The sequence below is a fragment of the Oceanobacillus jeddahensis genome (genome assembly GCF_000750635.1).
Taxonomy (GTDB): Bacteria; Bacillota; Bacilli; order Bacillales; family Amphibacillaceae; genus Oceanobacillus; species Oceanobacillus jeddahense.
On sequence record NZ_CCDM010000003.1, the window covers coordinates 272,459 to 295,468 of the forward strand.

21 protein-coding genes are annotated in these 23,010 nt (G+C 36.8%); all 21 read right to left on the minus strand.

What is annotated here, in order from left to right:
* Positions 1–15 precede the first annotated feature (15 nt).
* Positions 16–1,146: a 30S ribosomal protein S1 gene (rpsA, locus tag BN986_RS14730; RefSeq protein ID WP_040981426.1), complete on the minus strand. Its 1,131-nt coding sequence runs from the start codon at positions 1,144–1,146 to the stop codon at positions 16–18.
* Positions 1,147–1,262: 116 nt separating this feature from the next.
* Positions 1,263–1,844, minus strand: coding sequence for a lysophospholipid acyltransferase family protein (locus BN986_RS14735; RefSeq protein ID WP_040981428.1), 582 nt, complete (start codon positions 1,842–1,844; stop codon positions 1,263–1,265).
* Between the two features lie 122 nt (positions 1,845–1,966).
* Positions 1,967–2,653, minus strand: coding sequence for a (d)CMP kinase (gene cmk, locus BN986_RS14740; protein ID WP_040981430.1), 687 nt, complete (start codon positions 2,651–2,653; stop codon positions 1,967–1,969).
* Positions 2,654–3,026: 373 nt separating this feature from the next.
* The gene (ypeB, locus tag BN986_RS14745) at positions 3,027–4,370 is read right to left on the minus strand and encodes a germination protein YpeB (protein WP_040981432.1); all 1,344 of its coding nucleotides are present in this window, start codon (positions 4,368–4,370) and stop codon (positions 3,027–3,029) included.
* Between the two features lie 16 nt (positions 4,371–4,386).
* The gene (sleB, locus tag BN986_RS14750; RefSeq protein ID WP_379555534.1) at positions 4,387–5,145 is read right to left on the minus strand and encodes a spore cortex-lytic enzyme; all 759 of its coding nucleotides are present in this window, start codon (positions 5,143–5,145) and stop codon (positions 4,387–4,389) included.
* 470 nt (positions 5,146–5,615) lie between these two features.
* A complete protein-coding gene (prsW, locus tag BN986_RS14760; RefSeq protein ID WP_052400818.1) occupies positions 5,616–6,293 on the minus strand; it encodes a glutamic-type intramembrane protease PrsW in 678 nt (225 codons plus the stop codon).
* Positions 6,294–6,327: 34 nt separating this feature from the next.
* Positions 6,328–7,293, minus strand: coding sequence for an asparaginase (locus BN986_RS14765; protein ID WP_040981438.1), 966 nt, complete (start codon positions 7,291–7,293; stop codon positions 6,328–6,330).
* Positions 7,294–7,533: 240 nt separating this feature from the next.
* On the minus strand, positions 7,534–8,505 hold the full coding sequence (locus BN986_RS14770) for a YpdA family putative bacillithiol disulfide reductase (RefSeq protein ID WP_040981440.1): 972 nt from the start codon (positions 8,503–8,505) through the stop codon (positions 7,534–7,536).
* Positions 8,506–9,171: 666 nt separating this feature from the next.
* Positions 9,172–10,455, minus strand: coding sequence for a Glu/Leu/Phe/Val family dehydrogenase (locus BN986_RS14780; RefSeq protein WP_040981445.1), 1,284 nt, complete (start codon positions 10,453–10,455; stop codon positions 9,172–9,174).
* A gap of 152 nt (positions 10,456–10,607) precedes the next feature.
* Positions 10,608–11,195: a genetic competence negative regulator gene (locus BN986_RS14785; protein ID WP_040981446.1), complete on the minus strand. Its 588-nt coding sequence runs from the start codon at positions 11,193–11,195 to the stop codon at positions 10,608–10,610.
* Between the two features lie 224 nt (positions 11,196–11,419).
* Positions 11,420–11,698, minus strand: coding sequence for a hypothetical protein (locus tag BN986_RS14790; protein WP_040981449.1), 279 nt, complete (start codon positions 11,696–11,698; stop codon positions 11,420–11,422).
* 10 nt (positions 11,699–11,708) lie between these two features.
* Positions 11,709–12,275, minus strand: a complete 567-nt coding sequence (locus tag BN986_RS14795) for a CPBP family intramembrane glutamic endopeptidase (protein ID WP_040981451.1) — start codon at positions 12,273–12,275, stop codon at positions 11,709–11,711.
* Between the two features lies 1 nt (position 12,276).
* Positions 12,277–13,815, minus strand: coding sequence for a RecQ family ATP-dependent DNA helicase (locus tag BN986_RS14800; protein WP_052400819.1), 1,539 nt, complete (start codon positions 13,813–13,815; stop codon positions 12,277–12,279).
* A gap of 7 nt (positions 13,816–13,822) precedes the next feature.
* The gene (locus BN986_RS14805) at positions 13,823–14,860 is read right to left on the minus strand and encodes a YpbB family protein (protein WP_040981453.1); all 1,038 of its coding nucleotides are present in this window, start codon (positions 14,858–14,860) and stop codon (positions 13,823–13,825) included.
* Positions 14,861–14,903: 43 nt separating this feature from the next.
* Positions 14,904–15,638, minus strand: coding sequence for a YkgJ family cysteine cluster protein (locus BN986_RS14810; RefSeq protein WP_040981455.1), 735 nt, complete (start codon positions 15,636–15,638; stop codon positions 14,904–14,906).
* A 573-nt stretch (positions 15,639–16,211) separates the two neighbouring features.
* The gene (locus BN986_RS14815) at positions 16,212–16,721 is read right to left on the minus strand and encodes an ECF transporter S component (RefSeq protein ID WP_040981458.1); all 510 of its coding nucleotides are present in this window, start codon (positions 16,719–16,721) and stop codon (positions 16,212–16,214) included.
* A 2-nt stretch (positions 16,722–16,723) separates the two neighbouring features.
* Positions 16,724–17,161: a DUF4430 domain-containing protein gene (locus tag BN986_RS14820; protein ID WP_040981460.1), complete on the minus strand. Its 438-nt coding sequence runs from the start codon at positions 17,159–17,161 to the stop codon at positions 16,724–16,726.
* Between the two features lie 300 nt (positions 17,162–17,461).
* Positions 17,462–19,216: an ATP-binding protein gene (locus BN986_RS14825; RefSeq protein WP_040981462.1), complete on the minus strand. Its 1,755-nt coding sequence runs from the start codon at positions 19,214–19,216 to the stop codon at positions 17,462–17,464.
* Positions 19,216–19,932 (minus strand): response regulator transcription factor, encoded by a 717-nt coding sequence (locus BN986_RS14830; RefSeq protein ID WP_040981464.1) that lies wholly within the window; start codon positions 19,930–19,932, stop codon positions 19,216–19,218. The genes BN986_RS14825 and BN986_RS14830 overlap by 1 nt, the downstream gene beginning before the upstream one ends.
* Before the next feature lie 201 nt (positions 19,933–20,133).
* Positions 20,134–21,324 carry a c-type cytochrome biogenesis protein CcsB gene (gene ccsB, locus BN986_RS14835; RefSeq protein ID WP_040981466.1) on the minus strand — a complete coding sequence of 397 codons (1,191 nt, stop codon included), beginning with the start codon at positions 21,322–21,324 and terminating at the stop codon, positions 20,134–20,136.
* A gap of 36 nt (positions 21,325–21,360) precedes the next feature.
* Entirely contained in the window at positions 21,361–23,004 is a 1,644-nt protein-coding gene (gene resB / locus BN986_RS14840; RefSeq protein WP_040981468.1) for a cytochrome c biogenesis protein ResB, read from the minus strand.
* Positions 23,005–23,010: the final 6 nt, after the last annotated feature.

The window sequence follows — 23,010 nt, forward strand, 5'->3', positions numbered from 1 at the left end:
GATCAACGTAATCATTTATTTGTATTTATCCAATTGATCACCAATCACATCACCAAGCTGGAAACCTGGCTGATCATCAGATTTTTCATATTGCTTGTATTCTTTTTCCTCTTGTTCCTGTTCCAGATCTTTGATACTTAGCGAAATACGCTGCTCTTCTTCGTTCACATCTAATACTTTAACTGTAACCGTTTGTCCAATTTCAAGGACTTCCTGAGGTGTACCGATGTGACGGTTAGCAATTTGAGAAATGTGAACCAGTCCTTCAACACCAGGTAATAGTTCAACAAATGCTCCGAAGCTGACTAGTCTCTTTACAACACCTTCAGCAGTAGAACCCGGCTTAATTTTTTCACTTACTTTTGCCCAAGGTCCAGGCAAGGTATTTTTATGAGATAAAGATATCCGTTCACTATCTAAATCAACGGAAATAACTTCTACGTTAATTTTATCTCCTTCTGAAACAACATCTGAAGCTTTTTCAACGTGTTCGTGTGCTAATTGAGAGATATGAACAAGCCCATCAACGCCGCCTAAATCGACAAATACACCGAAATTCGTAATTCGTTGCACGACTCCTTCTATTACGTCGCCAGGGTTCAATGATTGCAGAACTTTTTCTTTTCTTTCTTTTTCTTCATCTTCTACAATAGCACGATGAGATAAGATAACACGGTTTTGCGTACGGTCAATATCAGTGATTTTCACTTTAAGCGTACGATCTAAATAATCACTGAAATCTTCTACATAATAGGTTTCAACTAAAGATGCTGGAATAAAACCACGTACCCCGACATCAACAACAAGACCGCCTTTAACAACTTCTTTAACCGTTGTTTCAAAAGCCTCTCCTTGTTCATATTTTCTTTCAAGTTCTTCCCAAGACTGCTCAGCATCTACGGCTTTTTTCGATAATACCACTTCATCATCATCGATTTTCTTTACTTTTAAAGTAACCTCTTCTCCTTCTGATAACACGTCAGTGGTGGATTCTACATGAAGTGTGGAAAGTTCGCTTATCGGTAAAATTCCTTCTGTTTTATATCCGATATCAACAAGAACTTGTTTTTCTTCTAATTTTACAACTGTCCCCGTCACTGTTGTGCCAACTTCTAATACCTGAAGGTCTTTATTTTCTTCACTCATATCCTTAGCCTCCTAGTTACAGTTCACCTATTCAAACAATCGAATAGCAAAAAGATTATTCATTATACTCTACTTATAACTTCTAATAATTAGTTTTATTTGTCAAGTAAAGTCAATTAATTTTTATGAATTTCGTATAAATTTCTGATTTCTTCCATAATTCCCTCTGACATATCTTTTGCAGAAGCTTTATTTTTTCGATAAACCTCTACATCCATTGGTTTTCCGTAAATAACCTTCGTCCGACGAAATAATTTATAATTACTGATAATCACGCAGGGAACGACTTCTGCTTGTGACCGGAGTGCGAAAAATCCAACTCCCGGCAATGCTTTCCCAGGTTTGCCATCCTTACTTCTCGTCCCTTCAGGAAATAAGCCGAGCGTTCCCTCTTCTTCTAAAATTTTCAAGCCTCCTCTTAGAGCGTTTCGATCAGCCAATCCCCGTTTGACTGGAAAAGCATGAACCCTACTTAATAACCCGCCTAAGAATTTGCCTTGAAAAAGTTCTTCCTTAGCCATAAAATGGACCGTTCTCGATGCTGTAATTCCTACTACAGGAGGATCCAGATTAGAAGTATGGTTGGTACAAATAATAACCGGCCCTTTTTTTGGTATATGATGTTTTCCTGTTACTTTAATTCGGTAAAAGGGATAAAACAAAATGCTTATAATAAATTTTGCCACATGATATAGCATAGGATCCACCTCCTGTTTCTTTATGTTTTCTTATACAACCATAACAGCTTTCTGGTTGCATAAGAAAACACTTTTACTGGAATAAGCCATCATAATCTCAGCTGAACTTTCATTTAAAAGACTTAACGAATACCAAGCTTTTTAATAAATGGTCGGCATATCTCAAGTATTTTTTCTGTTACCTCATTGATGGATAATGATGTAGTATCTAACTCAATCGCATCTTCTGCTTTGACTAACGGGGATGCTTCACGGGTAGAATCAAGTTCATCCCGCCGCTCTATTTCTTTTTCCAGTGTATGTAAGTCAGCAGGAATCCCTTTTTGATTGTTTTCCTCGAAGCGGCGTTTTGCTCGCTCTGCTACCGAAGCAATAAGGAATATTTTTACATCCGCACCCGGCAAAACATGAGAACCTATATCACGTCCATCCATTACAACACTATTATCCTTTGCAAGTTCTTGCTGTGCAGCCACCATTTTTTTTCGAACCAATGGATGTTTTGCAATCTCTGAAACAGATGCTGTAACATCTGGGTAGCGGATAGCTTCAGTAACATCCTTCTCATTGATATATACACGCTGTCCGTCTTCATGTTGTGCAAGCCTGATATCAATTTTATTTAACGTTTCCATGACTGCTTTTTCATCTTCCGGGTTAGTATTTTCTTGTAAGGTTTGATAAGTAAGCGCTCTATACATCGCCCCAGTATCCACATAAATAATTCCTAGTTTTTTTGCAATCTGTTTAGCAACGGTACTCTTTCCAGCAGCTGCCGGACCGTCAATTGCAATTGATATACACTCCATTTTCTTCACTCCTGCCATTAGAAAAACTTTCCTATCGTGTTAAAAGCCTGGCGTTTGCCAAGCGAATTCTATACTACATCATCATAACATATTCCTAATTTATTAAACAGTCGCGAATACTTGCAGCTTTAGTTGCGAGTATTTCAGTTATCACATGGTAATGATTCTGAAATAAGATATTAAAAAGTTACATTAAATTCTTTATACTTTTTTAAAGTGCAATAAAATTGCCTTCGAAAATTAGAATTTTTTCGAAGGCAATTTTACTTTTTATAATAAGAAAATATATCTTGAGGTATGAGTAATCACCATCTCAAGGCAGACCATTTTTCTAATTACAATATGTCACTTTATTGAACTTTTTGAAGATCTCTTAAATAACAGAGTTATAATTAATTTCTGTATCTGTTAGCTTCTCAATCTTTTCTTCTTCTCCAGTCTCTGCGTTAATAAATATTCGATATGTCGCATCATCTCTCGTTCCTAAAAATTCATAGGTTAGGATTTCTTCTCCTTGAGTATCATCGATAATCGCTAAATGATTCTCTTGAATCGCAACACCCTGATTAACTGCATCGCGAGCTTCTTCTTCTGAGATCGCAGGTTCTGGTATCTCTCTTTCCGTATGGTTCTTAAAGTAATTATTTGCTGTCAGCCCTGTAATATCTCCATTATCTAAAGCTACTTTTACTTCGACAGCGTCAGAGAAAATCCGAACGCCATCATCTTCATAGACAAATGAGTAAATACCGACCTGATCATATTCACTGCTTTGAAAAAGTTCCATTTCATCAAAGCCGAGTTCTTTAAGATAGTCTTCAGCAATTTCATAACCTTCATTTAAACTTAGTTGCTTTTCCTCGATATCTCTGGAAACTAACAAATGAAGCGGATGACCGCCTTTAACTGTTAAATCTGCATAACCCCGTTCCCCATTTTCCTCATAGGAAATACTATACATTGGTGTTAGTGCTCCGTCACCAGACGTAGAAATCGTCCAATCTGTTCCATTTTCCTTGCCAAAAATCTTTTCCGCTTCTTTCATCGCTTCTTCTTCTGTAAGATCATCCCCTGTTATATTTTTATAAGAATGATCTTCTGTTCTTGTGCTGGTAGTACTATCTTCAGGTGTCTCTTCTGTAGAAGTATCAAAAGAGTCTTCCAACGCTTGGAAGCTATTAACCATCTCATTATCTTTTTCCTCATCTGTACTTAATAAAGCCTGCTCTACGTCCATCCATTTTGTACCGTCATTCAAGGAATGATGTTGCGCTTCTCTTAGTTCGTCACGTATCTCACCAGATTGTTGATAGAATTCTTCTAGTTGCGCTGTCTCTTCATCTGTTAATGGGTCATCATCCAAGTCTCGAACCGCCGTCTGATAAGTAAAATCTCCTAGTTCCGATAGAAATTGTTCTGTTTTATGAATTGGCAATAAGCCCATTGGTAAATGACCTGCATTCGCATGTGCATTGGAACTGATCCGCCAAATATCAACAAATTGCGGTGATAATTTATCAGGAGAATTCATTGCTAATGAAGTTCCTATTTGGTCATTTAATACATCCATATTGTATGTGAGTTCATGGAAGGATCTTTGATATTCATTTTCTGCTTGAATATTTAAATTATTTTTTTGTTGATTTGTATGATAGCCCCAAACAGATACAGAGATAAGGGCTACTGTCAATAATGCAATTGTAATCCAACGATACATTAACTTTCACACCTTTCTAACTGCAGAATATATGTTTTCCAATTGTTTTAATCTGTGGTCTTGTCCATATCCATCCTGACGTTGCGGTATCTGGATTGAAATAATAGAGTGCATTACCTGAAGGATCCCAGCCATTAATGGCATCAAGTACTGCTTCTCTCGCTTGTTCATTCGGCTCCAGCCATATTTGTCCATCTGCTACTGCTGTAAACGCCCTTGGTTCAAAAATAACGCCTGATACTGTATCAGGAAATAGCTCGCTATTTACCCGATTGAGGATAACCGCTGCAACTGCTACTTGCCCTTCATAAGGCTCTCCTCTCGCTTCACCATATACTGCATTTGCCATGAGCTGAATATCGTTATTAGAATAGCCTTGCGGGACATTCATCGAGCTGGTGGGGGCACTTTCTTCGCCGCTATTATTTCCTCCTGATGGAGCAGAACTAGTCCCATACATTTCTTGCTGAACCTTTTCTTTATCAAATTCTGTCGCCTGCGTAAGCTTATCCTTGACTGCTTGCCCGGCAAGTCCATCAATTTCCATTCCAAATTCATATTGGAAATTTCTTAAAGCCCAGTAAGTTCCCCAACCAAATACACCGTCAATATCACCATTAAAAAAACCGATGTGTTTTAATCTGGCTTGTAATTCAATAACGTCGTCTCCAACTGCTCCTTGTTGAATCACTTGATCACTAAATGCACTTGTTTGTTCTGGTTTTGTAAAAATAAATGCAGATAGGAATACAAAAAGTGTTAAGCTGAAAATCATAGGCTTGTGGTGTCTTTTCATATTTTATGCCTCCATTTTCTTCTTCTAAACCTTTCTCTTATAAAACCTGCTGTTCCTTATTGTCTAGGAAAACCGGCTAAAGATTGGCAAAAGAGAGATTTTATCACGGAGAACACCCGTAAAAATTCCGCCATAAAAAAAGATTTATATAGGCAGGAAATAACAGGCGCTGACTCCCTGAATCACTCAACTAGCATTCAGCAGAAGAATGATGGGAACAGACTGAATTCGCGATTTCCCGGAACTGGGATTGCTGCGATTGCTCGCCCCATCAAAGAGCTGTACATCGAAATACTTCCACTGAATGAAGTTTCGTTTTATCTAAGCCTATTTTCTGTGTAATTCTTCTTTTTATTCATAAACAATGAAAATCAAATTAATTGTTGAGCATTTTGATCGTTTCTTATTCATCATGAAAAAAGCCGACGAACAACTATTTCGTCAGCTTTTTATCTATTATTTTTATACATTTTGTCAGGGAGAAAACGTATATCGTACATTCTGGCATGCTTCAAACGATAAATCGCAAAAACCCATACGCCAGCTAAAAATATTGATAAGATAATAACAAATTGATTTAATCCCAATAATATGTAGTTATATACACCATGCAGAAGAAATGGTATGAAAAATGCAATTGTTAAGTATCTATGTTTGTATTTTGGTTTCATTTTTGCCTTCCCTAAATAATATCCCATAATAATACCGAACAAAGCATGAGACGAAACTGGATATAGGGCACGCATCCACGCAAACTCAACTCCGTTTGATAATAAATAAAAGACATTTTCTAAGGAAGCAAATCCTAAACTGATTGCACTTGCATAAACAATCCCATCGTAATGGTTATCAAATTCGTCATGCTGATAAATAAGGAACATAAACATAAACCATTTAAAAAACTCTTCCAAAAAAGCACTTAACAAAAAAGCCTCGACAATAATCGGGATGTTGTTCAGTTCAGCATGAATTCCATATTGAATAAACATAATCGGTAACACAATTAATGCGCCAGTAATAAACATACGCGTTATCAACCAAAGCGGCTCTGTGATACGATCACGTAAATAAATAAAAGACATAAAAGCTACAGCAGGGGCTATACCAGCAGATAGAGCAGCTATCATTGATTCTTACTCCTCTTCTTTAGTCGGTGAAAAATTATATATCAAATAAATGATCCAGTTCTGCATTATTCGCTATTCCAACAAGAAGTTTTATTCTTGCTTTTTTACTATCATAATCTCTTCCTAATAGAACGCCATTCTCCATAAGATCATAGGTGCTTCCTTCATAATCATATGTAGGGTAGACCTCGCCTTCCACGGCAGAAGTTGTAATGACTACTTTTATCCCTTTTCGAATACATTCTTTAATGGCAGGCATCATCTCTTTTGCTACTTGTCCTCTACCAACACCTTCCAAAACAAGTCCGTCTACCCCACTCTCTATGGCAGCATGAATATATTTACCATCAGCTTCCATATATACTTTGATAATATCTACTGACGGGAGCTCATTTTTTAACTCAAAATACTCCCGATATGTCGGTTTCTGAAATACTCGTACAGTATCATTATCAATAATACCTAAATAGCCATAACCAAAAGCATTAAAGCCCTGGATATTGGAAGCATGCTCTTTTCGGACATAGCGAGAATGAAAAATACGCTCATTAAACACAACCGTCACACCGACATCTTTTAAATCTTCACTGCAAGCAGCTAAAATTGCATTTTTAATATTAATAAAGGAATCCGTTCCCACTTCTTTCGGCGAACGCTGTGAACCGGTAAACACAATTGGAATACGGTAATTTGAAATAAGATGCATAAAATAAGATGCTTCTTCCAAGGTGTCTGTTCCCTGTGTAATAACTATGCCATCATAAGCTTCTTTATTTAAGTATTCGTCTAATTTTTCTTTGATTTTTATTAAATCAGAAAAATTTAAATGCATACTAGCCTTTTGAAAAATAGAATCAACTTTTACTTGGATGCTAACAGGAACATCACAATATTCGATAATATCTTCCCCCGTTAATACACCTGAAGCCAGCTTGCCGCTTTTTTCATTTTTATCACTTGCAATGGTACCGCCTGTTGCAATCATCAAGATTTTTTTCATGTAATTACCTTCTTTATTAGTTATGTGATTTTTTATCTTGATACATTTTACTGAAACAAAACGTATAAACTACTTTCCGCCGGAGTCGTCCTCGTCTCTTCAACAAGACGAAGCCTGCGTATACTTTTTATATGTAAAAATAGTGCGTTGAAAACATAAGTCTTCTACTGACAGTCCCTTACTTAGCATTCTCTAGTATGGAGTAAGGGGTAAACTGCAGTAGAATTTATTCTTATATTCTTAAGAGAAGATAGAGTCAGCAATTTGTTCTCCATGGAAACGGCCGTTTTCAATAAATACTTTATTGTTATCATATCCGGCAGCCACTACACCAGCGATATATAAATTTTTTACATTTGTTTCCATAGTTTCCTCATTGTGTACAGGCTTGCCATTTTCGGCATTAATCTCTACACCCACCTGCTTTAATAAGCTGTAATCCGGACGGTAACCTGTCATAGCAAAGACAAAGTCGTTTTCAATCGATTCTTCCTGACCGTCCTTTTCATAGGTGAGATGGGTATCTGTTATCTCTGTTACACACGCTCCAAAAATCATATTTACCTTTCCATTTCGGATGAGCGATTCGAATTCAGGCAGAATCCATGGTTTTATACTTTCTGAATAGACATCCCCGCGGTAGATAACCGTGACATCTGCTCCTGCTTTATGCAGTTCAAGTGTTGCATCTACAGAAGAATTTTTACCGCCAATGACAACAACTTTTTGATTAAAGTATTCATGCGCCTCTTTAAAATAATGGGTTACCTTTGGCAATGATTCTCCAGGAATATTTAAGTAATTTGGCTGATCATAATAACCTGTAGCCATAATTACTTTTTCAGCACGATATTTACCCTCATCCCCGTTATTTTTAACTGTATTTAAGAAAAAACTTTCTTCATCTTTTTCGATAGATACTAACTTTTCAAATGCATTCACCCGTAGTTCATTACGCTGGGCAACTTCTCGATAATAGACCATTGCTTGATTCCGCACTGGTTTTTTATTTTCAGAGATAAAAGGCACACCGCCAATTTCCAAACGCTCGCTAGAACTAAAGAATGTTTGGTGTGTTGGAAAATTACTAATTGTCTGCACGACATTTCCTTTTTCAATTAATAATGGGTTTTCCCCTTTTTTTTGAAGCTCTAATGCACATGCCATCCCGCATGGACCAGCTCCAATAATAATAATTTTTTCGTCTAGCATTTCTTACCCTTCCTCCATCTATCACTTAGAAAAACGATTCATTCGCTATCGATTAGTGAATCAATCGTTTTTAACTTTATATTTACAAGTAAAATTTCTCACTTTCTATCGTACAACGAAGCGGACAGCATGGCAAATACAAAAGGTTATCCCTTTAAAGTGTGTGTTCAAAAAGTCCGATAAATAGGACCAAGTCGGCTAAGTTCGCGACGTCCTGGGGATGGGGCTGCGATTACCAATGTTGTCAGGTTAATGATTTTTTTAATATTTTATTGGTTACAAATAGATAACAACAACTATCTAGCGGAGGAAAAACACGGAGACTCCTGTGGGAATGCGCAAATGTCTTCGGTGGGGCGAGTAATCGCAGTCCCACCGAAGACCCCGCAGAAAAAAAGTGCTCTTCTTTTTTTCGAGGAGGCTGAGCTCAAGCCCACGGAAAGCGTAGTGTTTTTCTGGGGTTGCGATTACTCACCCCACCGGAAAAGCAAGCCAACGCACTTCCGCAGGATGCGGTGACTTCTACGTTGCCCACAGGACGTGGGCGATCTTAGTAGAAGTTCCTTTTTCCGCCGTGTCATTTTTATTGGACTTTTTGAACTTCCTCTTAAACAAATAAAAAACTCTTGGCATAAAAGAGTTTTTTATTTGTACCTTTATTAGCTATTAAACCCAGCCTCTGAAACGGGAAGCTTCGGCCATTTTTCTAACACCTATCATATATGCTGCCAGTCGCATATCGATTTTTCTCGTTTTTGCCATATGGTATATATTATTAAAAGATTTAATCATGATTTCATGTAATCGTTTATCGATTTCTTCTTCGGTCCAATAGAAGCCTTGGTTATTCTGCACCCACTCAAAGTAGGATACCGTTACGCCGCCAGCTGATGCCAAAACATCGGGAACGATAAGAATATCTCTATCTGTCAGAATTTTAGTTGCTTCCATTGTCGTCGGACCATTTGCTGCCTCAACAATGATAGAGGCTTTAATATTATGAGCATTATCTCTTGTGATTTGATTTTGTACTGCTGCTGGAACAATAATATCACAATCCAGTTCAAACAACTCTTTATTTGTAATTGTTTGATCAAATAGCTTCGTTACTGTTCCGAAACTATCCCGGCGATCCAGCAGATAATCAATATCTAAACCATTTGCATCGTATAATGCTCCATACGCATCTGAAATTGCGACAACTTTCGCACCAGCATCATGCAAGAATTTAGATAAGAAACTTCCTGCATTTCCAAACCCTTGAATGACTACACGAGCTCCTTTAATATCAATGCCTTTCTTTTTCGCTGCTTCATTTAAAGCAATTGTAACCCCTTTGGCGGTAGCAGATTCTCTCCCGTGAGAGCCTCCAAGAACGATTGGTTTTCCGGTGATGAAGCCAGGGTTATTTAATTTATCAATTTTACTATATTCATCCATCATCCATGCCATGATTTGCGAATTTGTAAAGACATCGGGAGCTGGAATGTCTTTTGTTGGCCCAACAATTTGACTTACAGCTCGAACATATCCACGGCTTAAAGCTTCTAACTCCCTAAAAGACATTTCTCTAGGATCACAGATTATCCCGCCCTTTGCTCCTCCATAAGGTAAATCTACAATCCCAGCTTTTAAACTCATCCATATTGAAAGTGCTTTCACTTCTGTTTCAGTAACATCAGGATGAAAACGAATCCCACCTTTTGTTGGCCCAATAGCGTCATTATGCTGTGCTCTGTAACCAGTAAAAACTTTCACCTTTCCGTCATCCATACGGACTGGAATACGTACAGTAAGCATGCGCAAAGGATCTTTTAATAAATCAAACACTTCTTCAGGGTAACCAAGTTTATTTAATGCGGTTTCCACAATGGATAACGTTGAATTTAACACATCAGTATTTTCTTGTTTTTTTGCTTGGGAAGCATCTCCTGCTTTATCGCCTGCCATTACTATTTACCCCCTACCATTATATCAATGTTTTACTCACTCAACGTTTAGTATACACGTTCATACAAAATATGCAATGAAAGAGGTGACGGGCTTGATAGTAAGATTTTAATCAAGTAATATACTTTTTATTTGACCATTTGCTTCTCTTTTTACGAAGCAAAATAATGGTTAATTTTAGAGATGGCATCTCTTTCAAAAATGACTTTTCCATATTCCTGTAAACGATGAGAGGTTAATATGCTCGGATGAGCAAATTCAGACATAAGACCAATAATATTTTCTTTATGTCTGTTCGTGTGCACATAAGGATCCAGCATCATAAAGTAACGATTTTCCATAAAGTACACATTCGATTCTTTGATATGCATATGAGATAAATAACTTGCCACCGCAATAACATCTTCAAAATCATCAAAGGAGAAAATAAGTTCTTTACTTTCATCAAGCGTCACTTTCATTTCAATATATTCTTCATCCACTTCTATATCCGTATCATCATATTGATGCGTAACAAAAATATGCATTCCTTGAGCTTGCATGAGGTGTACCTGTACAAGCAACATTCCTTCAAATTCCATTCCCAATTCACTGCTTGCTTCATACATCATATCACTAAACAACGTACGAACATTAGATGCATCATGCCATAAGTCCTCACGGGTAAATCCTCTTTCAATAAGATCATCGAACGTAAGAAAAATTTTAAATTGGTCTGTTGAAAGTCGTTCGATCCGCATACTGCATCCCCCTTATCTTCTTAACTTTTGCAACAAGTATTAATATTAATATATGCACTATTTTCAAATGATGAACATAACCTGCTTGTATCGTTTTGAAAATGGGTTCATAAATGAGCAAAGAATATATTTATTTGAAGTATTCATCTATATTCTTCCTATACTTGTACGCTAATTATAACATTTTATGTGTTTGTTGAATCCTATTATGCTTATTTAAAAAATCAAATAAACCAGACGATAACACCGGCAAGAGCTAGAAGTAAGACAACAATAAAAAGAAAACGCAGTAGCCGGAGATTTAGTTTAAAGCGTATTTTTCGCTTATCTTTATGTACTTCATTTCTTGGAGGCAAATTCAATATATCAATTTCTACAGATCCCTGCTCCAATTGTTCATATTGATCCTGGATAACTTGTTCCCTTTCTTCGTTTTGATGTTCTGTTACCTCTTCAATAGCTTGTCTCAATGTGTCTGCCTGATCATTATGTTTGGAGCTCAATTCCATCACCTCATTTCTTTAACCGTATAACTAAACCAAGTAGAAAGTCAATGAAAAAGTGCATGACAATGGGCGCAATTAAATTAGCTGTATGCTCATAAACCCAGCCAATATAAAAACTTAAGGCTAAGACGGCAAAAAATAATAAAGGTTTCTTTAAATACCGTATATGGACTACTGCAAAAAGCACACTTGCAAATACATACCCAAAAGTTGTTTGAACAACACCTCTAAATAAAAGTTCCTCACAAATGGCTACCGTAAGTGTAAATATAAATATAAAGCTGACTGATTCATTTTTAAATATAAGCTCATTGATCCCGCCATCATCCCACCATTTTTTGGGAGCTATATACATGATAAGCCATTCAATAAAAATAACGACAAGAGCAGACAAAAATCCAAAAATAAAAATTTCTTTCAAATTCCAGTTGAAAAGATATAACCAATTGAAAAAGGAATCAAACAGAAAAAAACTCAAGGTCATTGCTAACAGTAAAAATAATCCTTGGGAAAAAAATAATTGCATTCTTCGTTCTTTTGTTGACATTTTCTTTATCAATTCATATTGATTCATTTCACGCCTCTTCCAAATGCAAGATTTTCTGTAGTTTTTTGCGCCAGTCCAAAGGGTAAGCAGCTTCGGTATTTTTAAGTGATGATTCGGGTATCCATTTACTCCAATCAAAGCCACAATTGCTACAACATTGATCGGGCGCTTCTTTGAAATTATCCTGGAACGATTGATAAAGTGTTTTACGTAAACAATCTTTCGTCTGGATCCATTGATATAATTCATTTAGCTTGCTGTTTTTATATAATTGCCGTTTCTCCAAGTATTTCATGACACTGTCTCTGACCTGATTCCATTTCCTTTCATCTATAAACCATTCATTATCACAAATCAGTTCATGTTTTTGCAGTTGTCTTTGAATGAATCGCCCTGCTCCTTCATTTATATCCGCCATCATGTGTAATTGTTCCGGAGAAGGTAATTCCATGTGATGACGCTGATTAGTTAAAATCATTGTAATGATATGATCGATCTCCTCCATCGTTGGCAGCTCATTTTCTACCATACGTGCGGATAAACGAAAATCTCCTTTTTGATATAAAATAACGCCAACACTTGATTGGCCATCTCTACCGGCTCTTCCGACTTCCTGGATGTAAGATTCGAGCTGCAAAGGGAGATGATAGTGAATGACCATCCTGATATCTGGCTTATTAATTCCCATTCCAAAAGCGCTTGTACAGCAAATGATATCTATTTGATTATTCATAAATTGCTGCTGAATCCGTAAACGTTCAGATGCTTCCATACCGCCATGATAATAGGCAATATTACGGTTTGGAAGCTTCGCAGAAAGTGACAGAGCTATCTCTTCTGAAGCTTGTCTGCTTGTGAAATAGATTAATGTAGGAACAAAATAAGATTTTGTCATTTCTGCAATACGATCTAATTTTTCTTGATCATTTTCCATTTCTTCTACATAAAATGCAATATTTTCCCGATCCATCGGATAAATATGCTTTTTCATTTCCGGCTTATACAAGCTTTGAATGATGTCTTCCTGTACATCTGGAGTTGCTGTAGCACTTAATGCTAATACCGGTGGATGATCTAATGCTGCTATCACTTCATGCAGTCGTTGATAATCTGGACGAAATTCGTGCCCCCATTGTGAGATACAATGGGCTTCATCAACAACAAACAGTTTGATGGGCAATTGCTTCAAATAATTTTGATGCGTTCTTTTTTGCAGCCACTCTGGCGAAACATAAATGAGACGGTATGCGTGTAAATTATTTAAAGCTCTTTGCTGTTCCTGAAAAGGTAAAAAACTATTTAAGGCAATCACTTCTTTAAAAGAAGCCGCTTTTAATTCCTTTACCTGGTCAATCATTAAAGAAATTAATGGGGATACAACGATCGTAATACCATCCAATAGTTTTGCAGGAAGTTGATAACAGATGGACTTACCAGAACCAGTCGGTAAGACGCCTAGTACATCCTCTCCACGTAAAACATCAGAAATAATTTCCTTTTGCCCTTGACGAAAGGAATCATAATTAAAATGACGATGCAATGCTTCTTCTAAATGAATTGTCCTCACTCCCCTCCTACTTATTATATAACACTAATGCCAAGCGAATTTGAAAATAACTAATATCTGGATGGACATCATTTTTTATTTCTTTTAAACGATACGATTGCTTTGTTTGTACAACTTCTTTGATTTCTTCATAAATGGCAGAATTCAAGTAATCAAAAAAAGGAAAATCTTCCTTATGCATGGCAATCTCCACTAAATGATCCTGTATCGTATTTGCCTTTAACCGACGAATTCGCATCATTTCTTCAAATGAGTACTGTTTTTGCATTAAGCGAAGTGTAAATTGTGCTGTCTGGCTCAATGGCGTATCAGCAGCACGCAAGTTTTTTGCGAAAACCTGAAGCATCGGATAATTTGTATCATCTTCCTGTACACGCAGCAAATGATAAAATGTTTTCTGCAGCGTTAAATAACAATCCGGAATAGAAAGCTGGTAGTCCTGGGAAAGCTGCTGCAAACTGCTTCCATAAGAATAATAGCTGGTTATACGATCAACAAACATAGAAGCTTCAAGGTCAGTTAATCTGGATAAAGCATTTTCTAATTCCTTATAAAGCTGTTGCAACACTTCTATCGAACGGTGCTTATACTGCTTATAAAAACCTTTAATAAACTGCTCAATTTCATGGTTATCCGTAATAGGTATGAATCGAAACTGATTCTTAGAGGTGTTGGTAAAAGTCTGAATAAAAAGCAGTAATCGTTGCTTAAAAGGCTCTATTCTATTTTTATATGTTGATCCAGCAAACCCGTTTAAATACTCTTTATTGGATACAAGCCAAGCTTCCCCTTTTTTTGTTATGTGCAGCTTCTGTTTCTCACCTTCCTGTAAATAATCCTTCTCTAGCAGTTGATGAAGCTGTTGATGATAATCCTCTTTCTTTAAGTCGGGGTAAATGCCGTAGTAACTGGCGATATGATAAAATCTGGCATCCTGTATAGTTTGAATAGCTTTTTTTCCAACTAAAAGGTTATAAATACTAGAAGAGGTGCGCTCTTGTTTTATTTTTTGAAAACAATCAATCAGAATTCCCTGGAAAAGCATCTTGACACCACCATTCTTACTTAAACACCCTATGAAAGATTATTTATTGAACAGCTTCTTTCACCCAATTTATTAATAAATCATCCTGGTATAAATCCCCTGGATAATCGATTTTCTCTATCTTTCCATTTTCGAATAAATACTGTAATAATTCATTAATTGCACTCATGTATTCCTGATATAAAAATTCATAGCTGATGGTTTCTTTAGGCATGACATTATCCGAACACACGGCAGGGTTTGTATAATTCACATATGTCCTGCATGGTATGGGGCGTACCTCATAAATCATGCAAGCACTTGTTTCCAAGTTCAAAAACGGGCATGGAAGATGCTCTTTTTTGTACTTATATTTTGCATCTGAATCAGAAGCCAAATCCATGTTACCTAAACGTTCTATTTTTTCGCTGTACATTTCATTGTATTGAATAAGGTGGTCTTCAATAAAATGCTTCCTGTCTCCAGGCATTTTAGAAATGGCATCTTTTATAAGCTTTGCTTCCATTTTATTTATAACTATTGGAAAGTAACAGCAAAAAGCACAGCCCATCTGACAAGTCGGTGTAAGATTAGCTGTAGATTCCATATCATTAATTTCTTCACTCACTGCCTGAAGTAACTGAACGAATGCTTTAGCAATCTTATCATCAGCTGACATTTCTTCCTCATCCAAGATACAATCAATTACTTCATCAAAACGTTCCTGTTTAATTTCATATTTTTTATTTATTTCTTCACATTTAAGCATAATTTCTTCGTAGGTTAAAAATGCAGTCATTCGCTTAACTCCTATTGTTCATATCGTAAAATTTCATATTATTTTCATAGAAAAGTATATCATGAATGGATGAATGTTTGTATATGCAGGGTTTAAAAAGCTTGCAATGAAAAATGCAAATGGGAAAAATACACAGGAGGGATAACGATTTTTATTCATCAAATATTTATCACATAGATACACGGGGAAACAGATAATAAAATTATAATATTCACATGACTAATCAAGAAATATATTTTAATCCGTGAAATAATTATTATAAAACGATATATATAATCATGTTTGTATCCTATGCTTTAGGATTTGCTATCCTTTCTTCATTTTTAATAGGTGATAAGAAAAAAGCATACGCTTTCATCGTTTTAATGATAATTGGATTTTCATACTCTTTCCCCAGATTACTCGAAACTTCTGTTATATTCAGGGCAGCTAGTGTAGCGACGTGTATTTTCTTTATTATTGTTACATCGGTCTGATACAGGAAAAAGCATAGACAAAGAACCTCAAAAAAGTCCGCTGATTAATGGTCTTTTCTGATGTTCTTGAAGAAAACATTTTAGAAAAAGCACATCGTTAATACTTCATTCGAAATCTATTTTTCGCATATTTTTGAAATAAAACATGTAGTAATGGGTACAAAAGAATAGTAAACACAGCATTACCAATAGCATGAGCTGTGTCAAAAGGGAGTCCGGCCAAATAGTAAGGCCAGAAATGTCCTGTTACTTGATATGTTGTTAAGGAAATAATCAAGCCGTAAAAATAACCGCTAAATACAGAAAAGAGTATAATAAAGATTAATGGAACCTTTTTCCAAACAACCCCGATGGTTCCAGCAGTTAAACCGATTAAGCACCATACAACAATTTGCCAGACAGTCCAAATCCCCATCCCAAGAAGCATATTTGAAAGGAATACTGATAATATGCTTAATATAAGAGCCGATAGCGGTCCAAGAAATACACCTGTTAAAATAATAATTGCCGTAATGGGCTGGACATTCGGGATAAATTGTAATGCGTACCTGCCTACTACCGCCAGAGCTGCGAGCAATGCAAGTAACGTTAGCTTATATGTGTTCATTTTTATTCCGTCGATTGTAAATCAAATGTAATTTCTTCTTCACCATTCAGTTCATATTCTCCAGCTCCAACTGCTGCAGATTCACCATCTACAAAATACATCCAGTATTTTCCTTCGTCTTCATCATCAGATACACGCTCAATAGAAGTAATGAAACCACTGTCTTCCTCTACGTAAAAAGCATCCTTCATTACATCTAACAGAATGTCCCCTTCTTCAATCTGTACGATTTCTTCTGAGACGTATTGATTGCCTTCATCAATTGTGATCGTCAAACGTACTTCATCTTCTGCAAGTTCTTGATCTTCGCCACTGGATTCATTAGTGCTGACAGATGTATTTGAGTTTTCGTTTTCTTCCGCATCTTCACCATTACCACATGCTGCAAGAAAAACAAAGGACAGCAGCACTATACTAAAAAACTTTAACCACTTATTCATGTTTTATCTCCTCTCATGATCTGCTTCCAAAGCATAAAGAAAGCCTGTTAAGTTAACAGGCTGAAATGGCATCATATATACATACCATGTCCAATTCAGCTGCTTTCCTTAGAAGTAGGAAATCTGAGAGAAACGGGGAGAAAGCTGTCTACAATACTACGATGTATAGACATCCATAAATAGGATGTACATAAACAGAAATTTCTATACGGAAGTCTAACTCAAGCTGTTATGCTTTCATTCCCCATCTCTCTGATTGGTATTTTATATATATTGTTATATTATCATATTTAGCATTTTTTAGGAATGTTTCATAGGTATTTCAAAACTAAATGTTGTGCCAAAATCAAGCTTACTTCTTACCTGGATTTTCCCTTGATGCGCCTCAATAATATTTCTGGCAATCGCCAGACCTAAACCAGTTCCCTGCTTCTCTTTCTTCACTCTTGATTTATCTGCTTTATAAAAACGTTCAAAAACAAATGGCAAGTCCTCTTCCGGGATACCGCTGCCGTTGTCCTCCACTTCAACATGAAGGAAATCTGAATTGCTTAGAGCATGGACCTCTACCTTTCCGCCTTTCTCCGAGTGGCGGATGGCATTATCTATCAAATTGGTCAATACTTGTTCAACCCGGTCTGCATCCATTTCTCCAATTTGTTCATGCATATCCAATGTTAAAGAAAGTTCGACTTCATTATCCTGGGCAATCCCCTGAAACTTATGGACAATCCGCTCTATAAACGCCTGAACAGCAACAGAATCAACATGAAGCTGAATTTGCCCTGCTTCCATCCGCGCTAAATCAAGTAATTCATTAACCAGTCTGCCCATCCGGAGTGATTCTTCATAAATTATTTTAGCCAATTCATTCTTATCTTCTTTTGTATCCGCAATATCATCGACGATCGCTTCACTGTATCCCTGGAGCATAGAAATAGGCGTCCGTAACTCATGCGAAACATTTGCGATAAAGTCCTTCCGCAATTTATCGAGACGACGTTCTTCCGTCATATCGCGGATAACAGCAACACAGCCGCGGACATGAGATTCATCATATAAAGGAGTAACAAGCATCACATAGTTTCTGCCTTGTACAACAGATTCCTTTAGAACAGCTCTTTCCTCCGCAATAACTTCATTAAGCGCGTCTTTGAGTTCCTTTGGAAGCTGTCTTTCTTTTTCTTCATTCTGTTTATGCTCGTAATTCCAATTATCTAAGTAAGCTTCAGCAGGTGGATTGATCACAATAATTTCACCATCTCTGTTTAATGTAAAGACGCCATCCGCCATTGAGCTTACAATGCTAGATAATTGTTCTTTTTCCTGTCTTAAAGCTTGAATATGATAATTGAGCTGATTGCCCATCCGGTTGAACTCGACTGCTAAATCGCCAATTTCATCCCGGGTTAAAACAGGTACTTTTGTGTTGAACTCACCACGAGTCAGATTATAAGCAGCTTCCCGCATTTTAATCAGTGGTGCTGTAATTCGTGATGATAAAAATACAGCAAAAAATGTTGTTAATAGAATCGCAATTCCGCCGCTTAGTAAAATCAGCTTGGTTGTCTGATCCCTTGTTTCATTAATCATGTCCAGCGACTTAAAAACGAATACAGCTCCTCCATTTTCTAAAGGAGATCCAACAGAAATAACCTCATTATCATTTACAACAAACCCCTGTGAGCTCTGAGATGTAACTTGATCAGTCAACTCCTGGGCCTCTTCGTCGTTTAATATCCATGATTCATTAATAAAAGTCAAATCTGTATCCTCTGTGCCAGAAATCCATTGTTCATCATCAGCATAATAAATAACAACACGGCTAGAAGGGTCTCTCAGCATCTCTGTCGCATCCTCAATAAATTCTGAATCATAATCCGAATCAACCAATGAAGAAATCTTCGCAGACATTTGTGACATATCATTTTCTGCTTCTTGGATATGGTAGTTTTCAAAAAACTGCATTAAAAAGAACATTAATACACATAAAACAAAAGAAACTAATAAAAGAATTGTTAATGATAATTTTCCTACAACACTTTTCCAAAACATTAGTCTTGTTCAACCTCAAATTTATAGCCGATTCCCCAAACCGTCACAATCATTTTCGCAGCTTCTGGAGAAACAGAATTTAATTTTTCCCGTAAACGCTTCACATGAGTATCTACTGTACGCAGATCACCAAAGAATTCATACTGCCATACTTCCTTTAATAATTGCTCTCGGTTAAATACTTTATCTGGTGAATTCGCTAAAAAGCAAAGCAGTTCGTATTCTTTTGGAGTTAAGCTGACCTCCTGATTATCAGCTGTAACACGGTGCCCATCATGATCAATGGTTAAGTGTGGAAATACTAATAAATTTTTGGCCGTGGTATCCGATTGCTGATAATTCAAGTTAGACACTCTACGCAATATCGCTTTAACGCGCAACACAGCTTCTCTTGGGCTAAATGGTTTCACGATATAATCATCTGCGCCTACTTCAAAACCTTGTACACGATTTGATTCTTCACCTCTTGCCGTTAACATAATGACTGGTGTATCTTTTTCTTTCTTTAACGCTTCGCATACTTCAATACCATCCATTTCCGGCATCATAATATCTAGAATGATAGCATTATAATTATTTTGCAAAGCCATTTCTAACGCGGTTTTTCCATCTGCTGCTTCGTCTATTTCAAAATCTTCTTTTTCTAAGTACATTTTTATTAAACGTCGAATTCTCTCTTCATCATCTACCACTAATAGTTTCTGTGCTTCACTCATTTACATTTCACTCCTCATTTCAACTCTAATTAGCATTATAAACGAACACGTTTGAAAAGTTAAGGAATTAAGAGCATCCTAGCTTTTTTAATGGGGTTTGACGTTTAGAGTGTCTTCATAGAAAAAAGAATTGCTATCAACTGGTTGATAACAATTCTCTTTTCATTGCACATTCTCTCTACGTTCTCTTTGCGATTCAAATTATGCATAAGAGTGTAAACTTGCAAGTACCAGGTTTACTACAATCAAATTAAACATAATAATCGCAAAACCAACAACTGCGAGCCAGCCTGATTTTTCCCCGTGCCAGCCTCTGGAAAGCCGTAAATGCAAGAATGCTGCATAAAAGAACCAGGTAATTAATGCCCAAACCTCTTTTGGATCCCAGCCCCAGAATCTTCCCCAGGCAATTTGAGCCCAAATTGCTGCGAAAATTAATCCACCTAAAGTGAAGACAGGGAAACCAATAGCAACGGAGCGATACATGATTTCGTCCAGCATATCCGGTTTAACACCTTTGAGAAGCGGTTGGAGTCTTTTTCCAATCCGCTTGCGAGAAATTAAAAAGGCAATGCCATAAATAAGGGTGCCTCCAAAGAAGGACCAGATCACGGTATTTAATTTTCTGCCAGCTTCATCACCATGCATCCAGTCTGGCGCTTCAAACCAAGGGGACATTACATTCTCAGATAATAAGGTACTATCCTGCGGTGCTGCAATTGGCGGAAGATGATATTCTGCCATAATTTGCTGTCCATTTCTTTCCACTTCGAAGGTAGCTTGATAAGAAAAAGCATTAAATAAACTTGTAATAGCAATAAATCCAATAAATAAAAAGATACAATAAATTACAAGCTCAAGCATCGTATTTCGTAACGTAGCCTTTGTTTGGTCAATCTGACGAATTAAGTACATTAAGCCAGCAACAAAGCTGATAAATAGAATCCCCTGTCCCAAAGAAACGGTTGAAACATGTATAGGGAGCCAATAACTTTGTAAAGACGCTACCAATGGCGCTGCATCGGATGAAAACATGCTTGCATATGCAATAATAATCGTTGCCAATGGTAAAGCAAATACCCCTAAAAATGCTGTTTTATAGTAGATGTAAATAATGATAAATGCAAAAATCATCGACATCCCTAAGAAAGTTGTAAACTCAAAAAGATTACTTACAGGTGCATGGCCAGTCATCATCCACCTTGTAATAAAGTAAACAATTTGAGAAACAAAGCCAATAATTGTGATCACTAAACCAATGGTTCCTGCTTTTGTTTTTTGATGGCGTTCCTTTTTATCTTCCCGAATCGCTCCTCCAAAGAAGAAGGTTGCGACTAAATATAAAAGAAAAGCAATGAGCAGGGCGGTACTACTAACACTGTATAAACCCATTCACTTACCTCCAATCCTTTCTTAACCATTTCTTATTCAATCATCTAACTCCTGCTGGTCTTTAACCATAGTAACATTTGTACCTTCCACAGCTTTTTCAATATCGCGTTTAATTCCATACCAGTTTTTATTTGTATGTGCTGCTATCAGAACTGTATTATCTTTTTGTTTATTGATCCATACCCGGCGGTGCTGCCAATACATTCCCTGGATAACACCAATCATAAAGATCATAGCACCAACAAAAAAGAACGGAAGTGTGCGGTCTGAGCTTACGGTAATCCCACTGACATTCCTAAATTCTACATCATCAATCGCTACATTGTATTGATTCTCTCCGGTAGCATCAATATTCATCCCAATTCCAAGAAAGCTGACCTCTCCCTCATCTGAGCCGGGAGGATATACTGTCACTACAAATGCCGGATTCCGAGGGTAGTCTGTTTCCGAAGTCGGAGTTCCTTCTTCTGACATAACATAATCCGGATAATAATTGGTTAATTCTACCTGAAAGCCGCTATCTAATTCATAAACCCGCTCTGGGTTGTTCAAATCAATTGTGAAAGATCCTAAGGATTCTTCGTTTTCATCATCTGTTTCATGAATATAAAAGGTCATATTTTCAAATTCATTTAACTGATACCCTTGTTGATATAAAGTGTATTTATCAAATTTTGCCGGATTATTCATTTGAATCGAATAATCAAGGATTGGTTCCAACTCTGGTTCGGCGCCTACAACATCGGCATTTTGCGCTTCATAAATAACAACATCGGTCTGAAAATTAGTTGCGATCTCATCTTCCATAGAACCTTCCTGAAAACCATCATCTTCCTCTCCATTATGGGTCTCCAAAATAAATTCTTTATTCTCTATGTAATACTGGTTGTTTGTGCCGGGAATAACTCTCTGTTCCCCTTCACGAACCCACATATAATTTTCAGAGAACATGATAGGTGTCGTACGTAAAATAGCTGCAAGTAATACAATAATGAGACCAATATGGTTAACGTAAGGGCCCCACCTTGAAAATCTGCCTTTCTCCGCTAAAATATGACCATTTTCTTCTGTTATTTTATATCTGGAATCCTTTAATCGCTTTACCAGCTTGTCTACATCAGTATCGTCTACGTTAGTTGATTCACTGTATAATCGCTGTCTGGATAAAAACTTCTTATGTTTTTTAGGCTTCTGGTTTCTTAATGCCCGGTAAAGTGGTATAAAACGGTCTAAACTGGCAATGACCAGCGATATACCTATTAACGCAATTAAAGTGATAAACCACCAAGAACTATACATATGATGAAATCCAAGTTGATAATACATTAATCCTAATATACCATACGTTTCCTCATAAAAAATTGCTGGATCTCTTGATACAGCGTCCTGTGGTATAAATTGCTCTTGCGGATATATCGTACCAAAGATAGAAGCAATTAATGCCAGTACGATTAGCCATACCCCTACTTTTACAGAGGAGAAGAAGCTCCAAACTTTATCAATAATTGATTTTCGATACGTTTGTGAACGGCGGGCACTGCCATCATAGCGCATATTTAACAGCTTTTTATCATCATTTCCATCAATATGCTGATTCCCTTCTACCGGCTTTCCGCACGCTTCACACAATACGGTGCCTTCAGGGTTAGTGTGGCCGCATTCACATTTTATTTTATTCATTGTCTG

Coding starts and splice junctions, on each gene's coding strand:
- rpsA (WP_040981426.1), bottom strand. CDS start 1,146: ATGAGTGAAGAAAATAAAGACCTTCAGGTATTAGAAGTTGGCACAACA.
- BN986_RS14735 (WP_040981428.1), bottom strand. CDS start 1,844: ATGCTATATCATGTGGCAAAATTTATTATAAGCATTTTGTTTTATCCC.
- cmk (WP_040981430.1), bottom strand. CDS start 2,653: ATGGAGTGTATATCAATTGCAATTGACGGTCCGGCAGCTGCTGGAAAG.
- ypeB (WP_040981432.1), bottom strand. CDS start 4,370: ATGTATCGTTGGATTACAATTGCATTATTGACAGTAGCCCTTATCTCT.
- sleB (WP_379555534.1), bottom strand. CDS start 5,145: ATGATTTTCAGCTTAACACTTTTTGTATTCCTATCTGCATTTATTTTT.
- prsW (WP_052400818.1), bottom strand. CDS start 6,293: ATGATAGCTGCTCTATCTGCTGGTATAGCCCCTGCTGTAGCTTTTATG.
- BN986_RS14765 (WP_040981438.1), bottom strand. CDS start 7,293: ATGAAAAAAATCTTGATGATTGCAACAGGCGGTACCATTGCAAGTGAT.
- BN986_RS14770 (WP_040981440.1), bottom strand. CDS start 8,505: ATGCTAGACGAAAAAATTATTATTATTGGAGCTGGTCCATGCGGGATG.
- BN986_RS14780 (WP_040981445.1), bottom strand. CDS start 10,455: ATGGCAGGCGATAAAGCAGGAGATGCTTCCCAAGCAAAAAAACAAGAA.
- BN986_RS14785 (WP_040981446.1), bottom strand. CDS start 11,195: ATGCGGATCGAACGACTTTCAACAGACCAATTTAAAATTTTTCTTACG.
- BN986_RS14795 (WP_040981451.1), bottom strand. CDS start 12,275: ATGAATCAATATGAATTGATAAAGAAAATGTCAACAAAAGAACGAAGA.
- BN986_RS14805 (WP_040981453.1), bottom strand. CDS start 14,860: ATGCTTTTCCAGGGAATTCTGATTGATTGTTTTCAAAAAATAAAACAA.
- BN986_RS14810 (WP_040981455.1), bottom strand. CDS start 15,638: ATGACTGCATTTTTAACCTACGAAGAAATTATGCTTAAATGTGAAGAA.
- BN986_RS14815 (WP_040981458.1), bottom strand. CDS start 16,721: ATGAACACATATAAGCTAACGTTACTTGCATTGCTCGCAGCTCTGGCG.
- BN986_RS14820 (WP_040981460.1), bottom strand. CDS start 17,161: ATGAATAAGTGGTTAAAGTTTTTTAGTATAGTGCTGCTGTCCTTTGTT.
- BN986_RS14825 (WP_040981462.1), bottom strand. CDS start 19,216: ATGTTTTGGAAAAGTGTTGTAGGAAAATTATCATTAACAATTCTTTTA.
- BN986_RS14830 (WP_040981464.1), bottom strand. CDS start 19,932: ATGAGTGAAGCACAGAAACTATTAGTGGTAGATGATGAAGAGAGAATT.
- ccsB (WP_040981466.1), bottom strand. CDS start 21,324: ATGGGTTTATACAGTGTTAGTAGTACCGCCCTGCTCATTGCTTTTCTT.
- resB (WP_040981468.1), bottom strand. CDS start 23,004: ATGAATAAAATAAAATGTGAATGCGGCCACACTAACCCTGAAGGCACC.